General features: G+C 69.1%; 13 protein-coding genes and 1 riboswitch. Of the genes, 10 read left to right on the plus strand and 3 right to left on the minus strand.

From position 1 onward, the window contains the following. Positions 1-149 precede the first annotated feature (149 nt). A complete protein-coding gene (locus BFF78_RS30420; protein WP_069781339.1) occupies positions 150-1,412 on the plus strand; it encodes a L,D-transpeptidase in 1,263 nt (420 codons plus the stop codon). Positions 1,413-1,457: 45 nt separating this feature from the next. Here BFF78_RS30420 and BFF78_RS30425 read toward each other — a convergent pair whose 3' ends face one another. After that, complete coding sequence (locus tag BFF78_RS30425; RefSeq protein ID WP_069781340.1) at positions 1,458-1,859, minus strand: response regulator; 402 nt, start codon at positions 1,857-1,859, stop codon at positions 1,458-1,460. 166 nt (positions 1,860-2,025) lie between these two features. Here BFF78_RS30425 and ctaE point away from each other — a divergent pair, with 166 nt between their 5' ends. The 6 genes from ctaE (at position 2,026) to BFF78_RS30455 (ending at position 9,116) form a co-directional block, all read left to right on the plus strand. Further along, positions 2,026-2,646 carry an aa3-type cytochrome oxidase subunit III gene (ctaE, locus tag BFF78_RS30430; RefSeq protein ID WP_069781341.1) on the plus strand — a complete coding sequence of 207 codons (621 nt, stop codon included), beginning with the start codon at positions 2,026-2,028 and terminating at the stop codon, positions 2,644-2,646. Between the two features lie 63 nt (positions 2,647-2,709). After that, the gene (gene qcrC, locus BFF78_RS30435) at positions 2,710-3,522 is read left to right on the plus strand and encodes a cytochrome bc1 complex diheme cytochrome c subunit (RefSeq protein WP_069781342.1); all 813 of its coding nucleotides are present in this window, start codon (positions 2,710-2,712) and stop codon (positions 3,520-3,522) included. Beyond that, positions 3,519-4,577, plus strand: coding sequence for a cytochrome bc1 complex Rieske iron-sulfur subunit (gene qcrA / locus BFF78_RS30440; protein ID WP_069781343.1), 1,059 nt, complete (start codon positions 3,519-3,521; stop codon positions 4,575-4,577). Before qcrC ends, qcrA begins: the two co-directional genes overlap by 4 nt. Next, positions 4,574-6,211 carry a cytochrome bc1 complex cytochrome b subunit gene (gene qcrB / locus BFF78_RS30445; RefSeq protein ID WP_069781344.1) on the plus strand — a complete coding sequence of 546 codons (1,638 nt, stop codon included), beginning with the start codon at positions 4,574-4,576 and terminating at the stop codon, positions 6,209-6,211. Before qcrA ends, qcrB begins: the two co-directional genes overlap by 4 nt. Positions 6,212-6,350: 139 nt before the next feature. Continuing rightward, entirely contained in the window at positions 6,351-7,415 is a 1,065-nt protein-coding gene (gene trpD / locus BFF78_RS30450) for an anthranilate phosphoribosyltransferase (protein WP_069783909.1), read from the plus strand. Between the two features lie 74 nt (positions 7,416-7,489). After that, positions 7,490-7,606, plus strand: a riboswitch (SAM riboswitch). Between the two features lie 145 nt (positions 7,607-7,751). Further along, on the plus strand, positions 7,752-9,116 hold the full coding sequence (locus BFF78_RS30455) for an aminotransferase class V-fold PLP-dependent enzyme (protein ID WP_069781345.1): 1,365 nt from the start codon (positions 7,752-7,754) through the stop codon (positions 9,114-9,116). 31 nt (positions 9,117-9,147) lie between these two features. Here the strand turns inward: BFF78_RS30455 and BFF78_RS30460 are convergent, their stop codons facing one another. Continuing rightward, positions 9,148-9,429 carry an Lrp/AsnC family transcriptional regulator gene (locus tag BFF78_RS30460; protein ID WP_069781346.1) on the minus strand — a complete coding sequence of 94 codons (282 nt, stop codon included), beginning with the start codon at positions 9,427-9,429 and terminating at the stop codon, positions 9,148-9,150. Then, a complete protein-coding gene (locus BFF78_RS30465; RefSeq protein ID WP_069783910.1) occupies positions 9,426-10,169 on the minus strand; it encodes a rhomboid family intramembrane serine protease in 744 nt (247 codons plus the stop codon). Before BFF78_RS30465 ends, BFF78_RS30460 begins: the two co-directional genes overlap by 4 nt. 164 nt (positions 10,170-10,333) lie before the next feature. On the opposite strand from BFF78_RS30465, the gene BFF78_RS30470 reads away from it, so the two are divergent. The 3 genes from BFF78_RS30470 to BFF78_RS30480 all read left to right on the plus strand — a co-directional run bounded on the left by BFF78_RS30470 (position 10,334) and on the right by BFF78_RS30480 (position 13,213). Further along, a complete protein-coding gene (locus tag BFF78_RS30470; protein ID WP_069781347.1) occupies positions 10,334-10,573 on the plus strand; it encodes a hypothetical protein in 240 nt (79 codons plus the stop codon). Between the two features lie 41 nt (positions 10,574-10,614). Further along, positions 10,615-11,958, plus strand: coding sequence for an NYN domain-containing protein (locus BFF78_RS30475; protein WP_069781348.1), 1,344 nt, complete (start codon positions 10,615-10,617; stop codon positions 11,956-11,958). A gap of 220 nt (positions 11,959-12,178) precedes the next feature. Then, the gene (locus BFF78_RS30480) at positions 12,179-13,213 is read left to right on the plus strand and encodes a C40 family peptidase (RefSeq protein WP_069781349.1); all 1,035 of its coding nucleotides are present in this window, start codon (positions 12,179-12,181) and stop codon (positions 13,211-13,213) included. The last annotated feature ends 176 nt before the right edge of the window (positions 13,214-13,389 follow it).

The raw sequence follows: 13,389 nt of genomic DNA on the forward strand, positions 1-13,389 counted from the left end.
GCGCACACCGGAAGCCCGGACACTCCCTCAGGAGAGTCCGGGCTTTCGGCCGTTCGGGTGACGCGGCCGTCCTCCTCTTGCCGCAGTGTCGCTCACTCGTACGGATTACCTGCCGCGCCAATGGGGTCATTGCCTCATAGCGTGATCGTATGAACCACACTCCGCGGACCCGCACCGTCGTCGGCTGCACGCTGCTGGTGACCGCCCTCGGCGCGGGCGTCACCGCCTGCGGTTCGGACGGCAACCCCCTGTCGGCCAAGCCGTACGACGCGGCGGATCTGATCTCCTTCAACGGCCCCACCGAAGCGGGGCAGCGGGCCGACCCGGACAAGCCCCTGGAGGTCACCGTCAACCACGATGACGACCGCATCACGGACGTCACCGCCCAGGACTCCACAGGGCGCTATGTGACGGGCGAACTCGAGGCCGACGGCAGCCGCTGGCACAGCACCTCCGCGCTGGCCGCCAACGCCCACTACACGGTCAGGGTGAGCACCGAGGACGCAGACGGCGCGCCCGGACGCAAGGTCCTCACGTTCGACACCAGCAGGCCCACGAACAAGAAACGGCTCAACATCACCTTCGGGCCGGACGCGGGCACGTACGGCGTCGGGCAGCCCATCACCGCCCGGCTCGACCAGGAGGTCAAGGACAAGGCGCAGCGCGCCCTCGTGGAACGCGCCCTGCGGGTGGACTCCACACCGGCGGTGGAGGGCGCCTGGTACTGGGTGAACGGCAAGGAACTCCACTACCGGCCCAAGGAGTACTGGCCCACCCACGCCACCGTCACGGTGCGCAGCAACCTGGACGGCGTCAAGATCAGCGACCGGCTGTGGGGCGGCGCGTCCAAGCCGCTGAAGATCACCACGGGTGACCGGGTCGAGGCCATCACGGACGCCGCGGCGCATCAGCTGACGTTGTACCAGGACGGCCAGGTGGTCAAGCGCTTCCCCGTCACCACCGGCAGGCCCGGCTTCGACACCCGCAACGGCATCAAGGTCGTCCTGGAGAAGCAGTACTTCGTACGCATGCGCAGCACCACGATCGGCATCGCCGCGGGCACCTCGGACTCCTACGATCTGGCGGTCTACTGGGCCACCCGGGTGACCTGGTCCGGCGAATACGTCCACGCCGCGCCCTGGTCCGTGGGCTCACAGGGGTACGAGAACGTCAGCCACGGCTGCACCGGCATGAGCACCGGCAACGCCCAGTGGTTCTTCAACCACATCCACGAAGGCGACATCGTCAGGGTCGTCAACTCCCGCGGCGTGCAGATGGAACCCTTCGGCAACGGCTTCGGCGACTGGAACGTCGACTGGAAGAAATGGCGTACGGGCAGCGCCCTGACGAACGCCAAGCCGGCAGGCCCGACGGAGGCGGACACGGTACGCCTGCAGCCGACGGCGGTGTAGGCGTACCGCCAAGGGGGCGCGGGGAACGCCCCCCGCCCCGGGCTCCTAGGCGCCCACCAACCGCTTGCGACGCAGCAGGGAAGCCAGGGCCGAGGCGAACTCCACAGGATCCACCGGCAGGGTGACCGCCACGTCGGCCCGGCTCCACGTGGCCAGCCACGCATCCTGGGGCCGTCCCATCAGCAGCAGCACCGGCGGACAGTTGAACACCTCGTCCTTGATCTGCCGGCACACCCCCATACCCCCCATCGGCACGGCCTCACCGTCGAGCACGCACACGTCGATGCCGCCCTTGTCCAGTTCCCGCCGCACCGCGTCCGGCGTGGCGCACTCCAGGAACTCGACGAAGGGAACATCGGGGGCCGGCCTGCGGCCGGAGGCCAGCCGTACTTGCTCGCGGGTGTTGGAGTCGTCGCTGTAGACCAGCACCGTAGCGGTCGGCTGCATGGTTCCTCCGGGACGTCAGCGTCGTACGGACGGGACGGACAGGGCCGTTCGGGCGGGATGTTACTCCGGTAGAAGTCCCCATGAACACCACGTCAACCCCGGTTCGGCGGGGGCAACACTCCGAACGGCACCCCCCGGAGTGAGGGCGGGATAAGCGACCGACATAATGTCGGTCGTGGCGACAGCAACGACAGTAGAAACCGGGCACGCGCACCCGTCGGTCAACCGGCCGAACCTCACCAGCGTCGGAACCATCATCTGGCTGAGTTCCGAGCTGATGTTCTTCGCGGCCCTCTTCGCGATGTACTTCACCCTGCGATCGGTGACGGGTCCGGCGCACTGGAAGCACATGGCCCATGCGCTCAATGTGCCCTTCTCCGCGACGAACACCACGATCCTGGTGCTCTCCTCGCTCACCTGCCAGCTCGGCGTGTTCGCGGCCGAGCGAGGTGATGTGAAGAAGCTCCGCGGGTGGTTCATCCTCACCTTCATCATGGGTGCGATCTTCATCGGCGGTCAGATCTACGAGTACACGAGCCTGGTGAGGGACGAGGGCATCTCGCTCTCCTCCGACCCGTACGGCTCGGTGTTCTACCTGACCACCGGCTTCCACGGCCTGCACGTGACGGGCGGTCTCATCGCCTTCCTGCTGGTCCTCGGCCGCACCTACATGGCCAAGAGGTTCACTCACGAGCAGGCGACCGCCGCCATCGTCGTGTCCTACTACTGGCACTTCGTCGATGTGGTCTGGATCGGCCTTTTCGCCACGATCTACCTGATCAAGTAGCCGGGACCGGCTCCCGCACATCCAGAAGCACCGACGCAGAAGATCCTGACACCGGGGTAATCCGTGAAAAAGCTCTCCGCACGACGACGCCATCCGCTGGCGGCGGTCGTCGTCCTACTCCTCGCGCTGGCGGCCACTGGGGGGCTGTACGCCGCGTTCGCACCCGCGAGCAAGGCGCAGGCCGATGATTCCGCCCAGTCCCTGACCATCAAGGAGGGCAAGAAGCTCTACGAGGTCGGCTGCGCCAGCTGCCACGGCACCGGTGGCCAGGGCTCCTCCGACGGGCCGAGCCTGGTCGGCGTGGGCGCCGCGGCCGTCGACTTCCAGGTCGGCACCGGCCGTATGCCCGCGGCCACCTCGCAGGGCGCCCAGGTCCCGCGCAAGAAGGTCGTCTACGACCAGACCCAGATCGACCAGCTTGCCGCCTACATCGCCTCGCTGGGCGCCGGCCCGAGCGTGCCCACCAAGGAGCAGTACGGTCCGGACGGCGCGGACATCGCCAAGGGTGGCGAGCTGTTCCGCACCAACTGCGCGCAGTGCCACAACTTCACCGGCAAGGGCGGCGCCCTGACCAAGGGCAAGTTCGCGCCGACCCTGGAGGGTGTCGCTCCGAAGCACATCTACGAGGCCATGCAGACGGGCCCGCAGAACATGCCGTCCTTCCCCGACACCACGATGTCGGAGAAGAACAAGAAGGACATCATCGCGTACCTGAACGCGGTCAACGGCGACAAGACGGAGAACCCGGGCGGTCTGGAGCTGGGCGGCCTCGGGCCGGTCAGTGAGGGTCTGTTCGGCTGGATCTTCGGCCTCGGCGCGCTGATCGCGGTCGCCGTCTGGGTCGCCGCTCGGACCGCAAAGGCCAAGAAGTCATGAGTAGCCAAGACATTCCAGAAGAGAACCTGCCCGCTGAGCAGGACCACGCGCACGGCGCCGTAGGGATCGCGGACGAGGAGAACCCGTTCGCGGACCCGGGGCTGCCGCCCCACGAGCACCGGATCCAGGACATCGACGAGCGGGCCGCCAGGCGGTCCGAGCGCATGGTGGCCCTCCTGTTCACGGTGTCGATGCTGGCCACCATCGGCTTCATCGTCGCCTACCTGGTCATCCCGAACGACAAGTCGATCTTCGTCTTCCCGATCGGGCACCTCAGCGCGATGAACTTCGCGCTCGGTCTGACCCTCGGCGTGGCGCTGTTCTGCATCGGCGCGGGCGCGGTCCACTGGGCCCGCACCCTGATGTCCGACGTGGAGGTCGCCGACGACCGGCACCCGATCGAGGCCTCTGCCGAGGTCCGGGCGAAGGTCCACGCGGACTTCCGCCAGGGTGCCAAGGAGTCGGCGATCGGCCGCCGCAAGCTGATCCGCACCACGATGTTCGGCGCGCTGGCCCTGGTGCCGCTCTCCGGCGTCATGCTGCTCGGCGGTCTCGGCCCGGCGCCCGGCACCAAGCTCCGCCACACCATGTGGGCCAAGGGCAAGCGCCTGGTCAACATGAACACCAACCAGCCGCTGCGCCCCGAGGACGTCGCCGTCGGCTCCCTCACCTTCGCCAAGCCCGACGGGCTCGAGGAGACGGACGAGGAGTTCCAGACGGAGATCGCCAAGGCCGCGCTGATGATCGTCCGGCTCCAGCCGGGCAACATCAAGGACAAGCGCGAGCTCGACTGGTCGCACGAGGGCATCGTGGCCTTCTCCAAGATCTGCACCCACGTCGGCTGCCCGATCTCGCTGTACGAGCAGCAGACGCACCACGTGCTGTGCCCGTGCCACCAGTCCACCTTCGACCTCTCCGACGGTGCCCGAGTGATCTTCGGCCCCGCCGGCCACGCCCTGCCGCAGCTGCGCATCGGTGTGGACAGCGAGGGTTACCTCCAGGCGCTCGGCGACTTCGAGGAGCCCGTCGGTCCTGCATTCTGGGAGCGCGGATGAGTACTGCAGCGAACGAGACGCCCCGCTCTCGCGGGAAGGCACCGGCCGGCGAGCGCATCGCCGACTGGGCCGACGGCCGGCTCGGGATCTACTCCCTGGCCAAGTCCAACATGCGCAAGATCTTCCCCGACCACTGGTCGTTCATGCTGGGTGAGGTCTGCCTCTACAGCTTCATCATCATCATCCTGACGGGTGTCTATCTGACGCTGTTCTTCCACCCGTCGATGAACGAGGTGGAGTACCACGGCTCGTACATCCCGCTGCAGGGGCAGCTGATGTCCGAGGCGTTCAACTCGACCCTGCACATCTCCTTCGACGTGCGCGGTGGTCTGCTCATGCGGCAGATCCACCACTGGGCCGCGCTGATCTTCCTCGCGGGCATGTTCGTGCACATGATGCGCGTGTTCTTCACCGGCGCGTTCCGCAAGCCGCGTGAGATCAACTGGCTGTTCGGCTTCCTGCTGTTCGTCCTCGGCATGTTCACCGGCTTCACCGGTTACTCGCTCCCGGACGACCTGCTCTCCGGCACCGGTGTCCGCTTCATGGAGGGCGCGATCCTGTCCGTGCCGATCGTCGGCACGTACCTGTCGTTCTTCCTCTTCGGCGGTCAGTTCCCCGGCCACGACTTCGTCGCCCGGTTCTACTCGATCCACATCCTGCTGCTGCCGGGCATCATGCTCGGCCTGATGGTGGGCCACCTGATCCTGGTCTTCTACCACAAGCACACGCAGTTCGCGGGTCCCGGAAAGACCGAGAAGAACGTCGTCGGCATGCCGCTGCTGCCGGTCTACATGGCCAAGGCCGGAGGCTTCTTCTTCCTGGTCTTCGGTGTCATCGCGGCCATCGCGGCGGTCGCCCAGATCAACCCGATCTGGGCCATGGGTCCCTACCGTCCGGACCAGGTGTCCACCGGCGCCCAGCCCGACTGGTACATGGGCTTCTCCGAGGGCCTGATCCGCTTCATGCCGGGCTGGGAGATCAACTTCTGGGGTCACACGCTCGTCCTGGGCGTCTTCATCCCGCTGGTGATCTTCCCGTTGGTCCTCGTGGCGATCGCGGTCTACCCGTTCATCGAGTCCTGGGTCACCGGCGACAAGAGCGAGCACCACATCCTGGACCGTCCGCGCAACGCCCCGACGCGCACCGGTCTCGGTGTCGCCTGGATGACGGTGTACCTGACGCTGCTGGTCGGCGGCGGCAACGACCTGTGGGCCACGCACTTCCACCTGTCGATCAACGCCGTGACCTGGTTCGTCCGGATCACCTTCTTCGTCGGCCCGGTCATCGCGTTCCTCGTCACCAAGCGGATCTGCCTGGGTCTGCAGCGTCGCGACCGCGACAAGGTGCTGCACGGTCGCGAGACCGGCATCATCAAGCGCCTGCCGCACGGTGAGTTCATCGAGGTGCACGAGCCGCTCAGCCAGGAGCAGCTGCACACCCTCACGGCCCACCACCAGTACGAGCCGGCCGAGATCGGCCCGACGGTCGACGAGAACGGTGTCGAGCGCAAGGTGAAGGCCGGCGAGAGGCTGCGGGCGAAGCTGTCCGACGCCTACTACGGCGAGGACAACCAGATCCCGAAGCCGACCGTCGAGGAATACAAGGAGATCACGAGCGGCCACGGCCACCACTGATCCCCTCGCGTCGCCACGCCACGCCGAAGGGCCCCGTCCGTGTTGCGGACGGGGCCCTTCGCCATGCCCCGGCCTCGATAGGGTGGACCTGTTCGAGATCCGTATCCCGTACTACGGGACATCGACCCAGGAGCGTCCGATGAGCGCTGTGACCCCCGCTGGAGGCGACACCGCGGCGGGCCGCTCCTGGCCCGCCCTGCTGAACGGCCTGCTGGACGGCCAGGACCTGTCCGCCGACGACACCGCGTGGGCGATGGACCTGATCATGCGCGGCGAGGCGACCGACGCGCAGATCGCCGGGTTCATGGTGGCGCTGCGGGCCAAGGGCGAGACGGTCGAGGAGATCACCGGGCTCGTCCGCACGATGTACGAGCACGCGAACGTGATCGAGGTGCCGGGCCCGGCCGTCGACATCGTCGGCACCGGCGGCGACGGCGCCAAGACGGTGAACATCTCCACGATGTCGGCGATCGTCGTCGCGGGCACGGGCACCCGGGTCGTCAAGCACGGCAACCGTGCGGCGTCCTCCGCCTCCGGCTCCTCCGACGTGCTGGAGAAGCTCGGGATCAATCTGAACCTCACCCCGCGGCGGGTCGCCGAGGTCGCCGAAGAGGCCGGCATCACGATCTGCTTCGCGGTGAAGTTCCACCCGTCCCTGCGTCATGTCGCCCCGGCGCGCGGCCAGTTGGGCATCCGGACGACCTTCAACGTGCTCGGTCCGCTGACCAACCCGGCCAAGGTGCGCGCCCAGGCGGTGGGCGTCGCCGACCCGCGCATGGCGCCCATCGTGGCCGGCGTCCTCGCCGAGCGCGGCAACTCCGCGCTGGTCTTCCGCGGCGACGACGGCCTGGACGAGCTGACGACGACGTCCACCTCCCGGGTCTGGGTGGTCAAGGACGGCAAGGTCACCGAGGAGTCCTTCGACCCGCGGCACGTCGGCATCGAGCCGGTCCCCATCGACGCCCTGCGCGGCGGTGACCCGTCGTACAACGCGGAGGTGGCCCGGCGCCTGCTGGACGGCGAGCGGGGCCCCGTCCGGGACGCCGTCCTGCTGAACTCGGCGGCGGCCCTGGTGGCCCTGAAGCAGACGGACGCCCCGCTCGCCGAGCAGCTCCGTGCCCAGATGGCGAAGGCGGCGGAGTCGATCGACTCGGGCGCGGCGAAGCGGGTACTGGAGCGCTGGGTGGCGGCCAGCAACGCCTAGCGTTCACCGTCGAGCGTTCCGCGATCCGGACTCGGGTTGCGGGACGACGATCATTTGAGTACGTTCCTGGACCAGGTCATGAGTGACAGTCATTCGGCCCCGGCCGGCTGTCCGGCAACCCTCCGTCCGTGGCGGGGTGCCCCGGGTGAAGACCAGGCCGTAGGCAGCGAGGTCTACGGCAAGCGCGGACCCCTCACGCAACCAGGGGTCCTGGTCGTCGAGGAGCCTTCCGTGAGCAAGCGAATGCGATAGGGCCGCCGAGCCCCGCCTCCGCACACCCCTTCTCACCTTTTCCCGTACGCCGTCTTCGGCGTACGTCCTCACGGGAGCCCCCCCATGTCTGTCTTCACCGTTGCCGCCGACCAGTCCGTTTGTGCCCCGCTGCCCGTTCTCGGCCGGGATGTCACCGTTCCGCTGGTCACCGGCGGCGAGGTCACCTACGCGGCCCTCGACTACGCGGCCAGCGCCCCCGCCCTGCAGCGCGTCTGGGACGACGTGGCCGGCTACGCGCCGTACTACGGCAGCGTCCACCGCGGCGCCGGCTACCTCTCCCAGCTCTCCACCGACCTGTTCGAGAACGCCCGCAGGACGGTCGCCGAGTTCCTCGGCTGCCGCCCCGACGACCAGGTGATCTTCACCCGCTCGACCACGGACTCCCTGAACCTCCTGGCCCGCACGCTCCCCGCCGACTGCCAGGTCTTCGTCTTCGAGACCGAGCACCACGCCTCCCTGCTGCCCTGGCAGGGCGCCCACGTCACCTGCCTCGACGCACCGCGCACCCCGCAGCAGGCCGTGGCGACCCTGGAGCGGGCCCTCGCCGAGCGCGAGCCCTGCGGACCGGCCCTGGTCTGCGTCACCGGCGCCTCCAACGTCACCGGCGAGCTGTGGCCGGTACGCGAGCTGGCCGCCGCCGCGCACGCCCACGGCGCCCGGATCGTCCTGGACGCCGCCCAGCTCGCCCCGCACCACCCGGTCGGCATCCGTGACCTGGACGTCGACTGGGTCGCCTTCTCGGGCCACAAGCTGTACGCGCCCTTCGGCTCCGGTGTCCTGGCCGGCCGCGCCGACTGGCTGCGCGCGGCCGAGCCGTACCTCGCGGGCGGCGGCGCCAGCCGCAAGGTGACCCGGCGTCAGGACGGCGGGGTGGACGTGGAGTGGCACGAGAGCGCCGCCCGCCACGAGGCCGGCTCCCCGAACGTCATCGGCGCCTACTCCATCGCGTCGGCCTGCAAGGCGCTCACCGAGGCCGGCTGGGACACCCTGGTCGCCCGCGAGCAGCACCTGATCACCAAGGTCCGCGAAGGCCTCGCCGAGGTCCCCGAGGTACGGATCCTCTCCCTGTTCGGCGACGACGCCCCGCGCGTGGGCGTGATCTCCTTCGTGGTGGAGGGCTGGAACAGCTCCCACTTCGCCGCCGCGCTCTCCGCCGAGTACGGCATCGGCGTCCGCGACGGCCTCTTCTGCGCCCACCCGCTGGTCAGGACCCTGCTGGGCTCCGACCCCCAGACCCAGGGCGAGTGCGGGGCGCCGGAGGCGGCACCGGGGGAGAAGTCCCTGAACGCCATCCGTGTCAGCTTCGGCGCGGGCACCCCCGACGAGCACGTGGACCGCTTCGTGACGGCGGTGAAGGAACTGGTGACCGAGGGTGCCAAGTGGACGTACAGGACGGAGGAGGGCCGCTGCGTCCCGGCGGTGGGCTGACTTACCCGGGTGCCGCAGCCGGCGGGGCCTTCTAGTTGTCGAGGCCGATCGAGAACGCCGCTTCCAGGTCGTGCTGGGAGTACGTGCGGAACGCGACGTGCGTGTCGGTGGCCTCGACACCGGGGATCTTGCTGATCCGGCCGGGGATGACATCCGCGAGATCATCGTGCCGCCGCACCCGGACCATCGCGATCAGGTCGTACGTACCCGTGACGGAGAAAACCTCGCTCACCGACTCCAGCGAAGCGATCTGCTCCGCGATCTCGGGGATCCGGTCCACGCTGGTCTTGATCAGGACGATCGCGGTGATCACGGCTGGTTCTCTCCCTCGGGTGCCGGAGCTGGGGCGGACCTCACTCTAGTCGTACGGCCGTAGCGGACCCACGCGTAGCCGAAGCCCAGGCCGAAGCCGACGAGGTGGGCCAGGTACGCCACCCCGGGGCCGCCCGAGCTCTGCCCCGCCGCCGCCCACTGCAGCGCCGCCCACAGCGGCAGCACGACCCATGCGGGGAACCGCACCGGCAGGAAGAACAGGAACGGCAGAAGACTGGTCACCCGGGCGCGGGGGAACAGGTAGAGGAACGCTCCGAGGACCGCCGAGATCGCCCCGGAGGCGCCGACCAGCGACTGCGCGGAGGTGGCATTGGCGGCCGCGTAGCCCAGCAGGGCCAGATATCCGCAGCCGAGGTAGAAGAGGGTGAACTCGACCCGGCCCATCCGTTCCTCGGTCATCGCGCCGAAGACGAAGAGGAAGAGCATGTTGCCGAGCAGATGCACCCAGCTGCCGTGCACGAACAGGGCCGTGGCGGGGGTCAGGGCCTCGCGCACCGGCCTGGCGAACAGCTCGGCCGGGACCACGCCCCAGCGCCGGAAGTACGCCCGCTGCGCGGCGAGCAGGGCGTCGCCGGAGCCGTATCCCGGCGTGAGACCCGAGGCCGGGCCCAGCACGAAGAGCAGACAGCACAGGGCGATCAGGCCGTACGTCAGGGGTGCCGATGCGCTCCGGACCGCTCTGAGGGCCCTGCCGGTCGCCGTGCTCCACTCGCTGATCATGAACACAGAGCATGACGTAACCGGACGCAAGCTGACAGACCGCCTCGCCGCCATGAACGGGCCAGCGGGGGTCCCCGCCAGGCCGTAGGGTTACGGCCACACGCGTCGGCCCGCGGCGCGATGAGCTCCTGCGAGCGACGACGAGAAGGAAGCGGACAGCCACGATGACGGTTCCCCTGCCGACCGTGACCACCCGATGGCGCTGCACCCTGTGCGGCAACCTCACCCGGTTCGACGTGACGCGTTCCTCGAAGGTCGTCGAGTACGTCCATCTCGATCTGGCGGGCGAGCCGACGGTGGAGGAGCGCGAGGTGGTCAGTGAGACCATCGAGTCGGTGCGCTGCCGCTGGTGCAACGCGGTGGACCAGGTGGAACTCGTGGACAGGCCGGGTGCCGGCTCCTGAGCGGAGCGGCCCAGAAGAAGTGACGTAGTGGGGTGTGACGGATGGTGGAGACCGCAGGCGGGGGGCCGGGCGACGGCACCGCTGAGGTGCTTGACCGTCCGCTGCCCGACGGGGTGCGCCGCAGAGTCGTACAGATCGTCTCGGACGGTTTCGGCGGCCTGACCGTGTCGGAACTGCCCGCCCAGCTGAGGCAGTACGCCCGGTTCGCCCCCAATCGCCGGGCGAAGTTCGCCGGGAACGCGATGGCGGCGGCGCTGGAGACCGACGCGCTGTTCCGCCAGCGGATCGGGGAGAAGTTCAGAGAGACGCAGCCGGAACTCGCCGGCGCCCTCGACTCCGGCTCCCCGCCCCCGGCCGCGGACCCGCTCGACGTGGCGGCCGCGGCCTACGTACTGCGCCCGGCGGGCTGGGTGAAGCTGGTCACCGCGGCCGGCGAGGAGGCCCAGCGCGCGGACGCCGAGCGCGCCGACGAGGAGAGCCGGGCCGAGCTGGAGCGGCTGCGCGCGGAGCTGGCCCAGGCCCGCGAGCACACCCGCGCCGAGACCGAACGGCTGCGCGCGGAGCTGGAGTCGGCGAAGAAGGAAGCGGAATCGCTTCACCGTAAGCTGCGGGCCGCGCTCAGCGACGTCAAGCGCGGCGAGGCCGCCCTGCGCAAGGCACAGGGCGAGATGGACGCCGTACGCGCCGAGGCGCACCGGCAGGTGGCCGCCGCCGAGAGCGAGTCCCGCCGGACCAAGGCCCGGCTCGGCGAGGCCGAGGCCACGCTGGAGGCCACCCGCCGGGCGGCCCGCGAGGGCCGCAGCGTGGAGGACATGCGGGTACGGCTGCTGCTGGACACCCTGCTGGACGCGACCCAGGGGCTCAGGCGTGAACTCGCCCTGCCCCCGGTGTCCGTGCGGCCCGCCGAGACCGTGGATGCGGTCGAACCGGGACGAATGACCCCGAAGGACATCGCGGCACGCGCCCTGTCCGAGCACGATCCGGCCATTCTCGACCAGTTGCTCGCGCTGCCGCAGGCGCATCTGGTCGTCGACGGCTACAACGTCACCAAGACCGGCTATCCCCAGATGCCGCTGGAGAAGCAGCGGCTCAGGCTCCTCGGCCAGCTCTCCGCGCTCGCCGCGCAGACCGGTGCCGAGGTGACGTGCGTCTTCGACGGCGCCGAACTGGCCGCGCCGGTGCTGCTCGCGCCGCCGCGCGGGGTGCGGGTGCTGTTCTCCAAGCCGGGCGTCACGGCCGATGAGCTGATCCGGCAGCTCGTGCGCGCGGAGCCGCCGGGCCGTCCGGTCATCGTCGCCTCCACCGACCGGGAGGTGGCCGACGGGGTCGCCAAGGCGGGTGCCCGTCCGGTCGCGTCTGCGGTGCTTCTCAAGCGACTGTCCTGAAGGTCCAACGGGCATGGTCAATGCCCGAATTGGCCGTATCGTCACGCAACGTAGCGTCAATCGCGCGTTACAGCATGTGGGTTGTGGGCAAAGAATGCATTGTGTGATGGGATTTTTTAGTGTGAGGATTTGAATGATCACAGCTGGGTCACTAGGGTCTGGGCTCGAACCTCCGAACGGGTGATTTCCTCACTCACTCACGAGAAGGAGTTCGTCCTCCGTGGCGTCCCACCGTCGACCCAAGCAGCAGAGTCGCGCTCGCGTGACCGTGCTGACCACCGCAGCTGCCGCAGCCGTCGTGCTGAGCGCGAACGCCGCCAACGCCGCGCCGAGCCAGAAGCTCAGCAAGGACCAGGTCAAGGCCAAGGTCGACGAGCTCTATCAGCAGGCGGAGCAGGCCACCGAGAAGTTCGACGGGGCCCAGGCGAAGCAGCAGAAGCTGCAGAAGGAAATCTCCACCATCCAGGACAACGTCGCCCGGGGTCAGCAGGACCTCAACAAGCTGCGCGACGGTCTCGGTTCGCTGGCCACCTCCCAGTACCGCTCCGGTGGCATCGACCCTTCGGTCCAGCTGTTCCTGTCCTCCAACCCGGACGACTTCCTCGACAAGGCCTCCACGCTCGACCAGCTGAGCGCCCAGCAGGTCGACGCGCTGAAGAAGATTCAGGACAAACAGCGCGAACTGTCCCAGGAGCGCGCCGAGGCCACCCAGAAGCTCAAGGACCTCTCCGACACGCGCACCCAGCTCGCGCAGAACAAGAAGGACGTCCAGGGCAAGCTCGCCGACGCGCAGAAGCTGCTCAACTCCCTGACCGCCAAGGAGAAGCAGCAGCTGGCCGCCGAGCAGCAGCGCGCCGACCGCTCCTCCAGCCAGCGGGTCGACCTCGGCAACACCCCGCCCGCCTCCGGCCGTGCCGCGGCCGCCTTCTCGGCCGCCCAGTCGCAGATCGGCAAGCCGTATGTCTACGGCGCCACCGGCACCGCCTCCTACGACTGCTCGGGCCTGACCTCCTGGGCCTATGCCCAGGCCGGCGTCTCCATCCCGCGCACCTCCCAGGAGCAGGCGACCATAGGGACCCGGATCAGCTCGGTCAACGACCTCCAGGTCGGCGACCTGGTGTTCTTCTACGGCGACATCCACCACGTCGGCCTGTACGCCGGCAACGGCCAGGTGCTGCACGCCCCGCACACCGGTGCCGTGGTCCGCTACGAGTCGATGTCCGACATGCCGTTCCAGTTCGGCGTCCGGGTCTGACACCCCCGCGACAAGCCGGTCCGGCACCCTGCGAAACCCGGTCCGGTACCCCCGCGCGTGCGGGGGAAACGCTGACCGGGCGGCGCCCGAACGGGCGAATCCCTCGGACCGGAACTGACCTCACGCCCCGCCACTGACCTGCGTCAGCGGCGGGGCGTCACTGTGTGTGGCCACCG

Source organism: Streptomyces fodineus, assembly GCF_001735805.1.
Lineage (GTDB): Bacteria > Actinomycetota > Actinomycetes > Streptomycetales > Streptomycetaceae > Streptomyces > Streptomyces fodineus.

Coding starts and splice junctions, on each gene's coding strand:
- BFF78_RS30470 (WP_069781347.1), top strand. CDS start 10,334: ATGACGGTTCCCCTGCCGACCGTGACCACCCGATGGCGCTGCACCCTG.
- BFF78_RS30455 (WP_069781345.1), top strand. CDS start 7,752: ATGTCTGTCTTCACCGTTGCCGCCGACCAGTCCGTTTGTGCCCCGCTG.
- ctaE (WP_069781341.1), top strand. CDS start 2,026: ATGTCGGTCGTGGCGACAGCAACGACAGTAGAAACCGGGCACGCGCAC.
- BFF78_RS30420 (WP_069781339.1), top strand. CDS start 150: ATGAACCACACTCCGCGGACCCGCACCGTCGTCGGCTGCACGCTGCTG.
- BFF78_RS30475 (WP_069781348.1), top strand. CDS start 10,615: ATGGTGGAGACCGCAGGCGGGGGGCCGGGCGACGGCACCGCTGAGGTG.
- BFF78_RS30465 (WP_069783910.1), bottom strand. CDS start 10,169: ATGATCAGCGAGTGGAGCACGGCGACCGGCAGGGCCCTCAGAGCGGTC.
- BFF78_RS30425 (WP_069781340.1), bottom strand. CDS start 1,859: ATGCAGCCGACCGCTACGGTGCTGGTCTACAGCGACGACTCCAACACC.
- qcrA (WP_069781343.1), top strand. CDS start 3,519: ATGAGTAGCCAAGACATTCCAGAAGAGAACCTGCCCGCTGAGCAGGAC.
- trpD (WP_069783909.1), top strand. CDS start 6,351: ATGAGCGCTGTGACCCCCGCTGGAGGCGACACCGCGGCGGGCCGCTCC.
- qcrB (WP_069781344.1), top strand. CDS start 4,574: ATGAGTACTGCAGCGAACGAGACGCCCCGCTCTCGCGGGAAGGCACCG.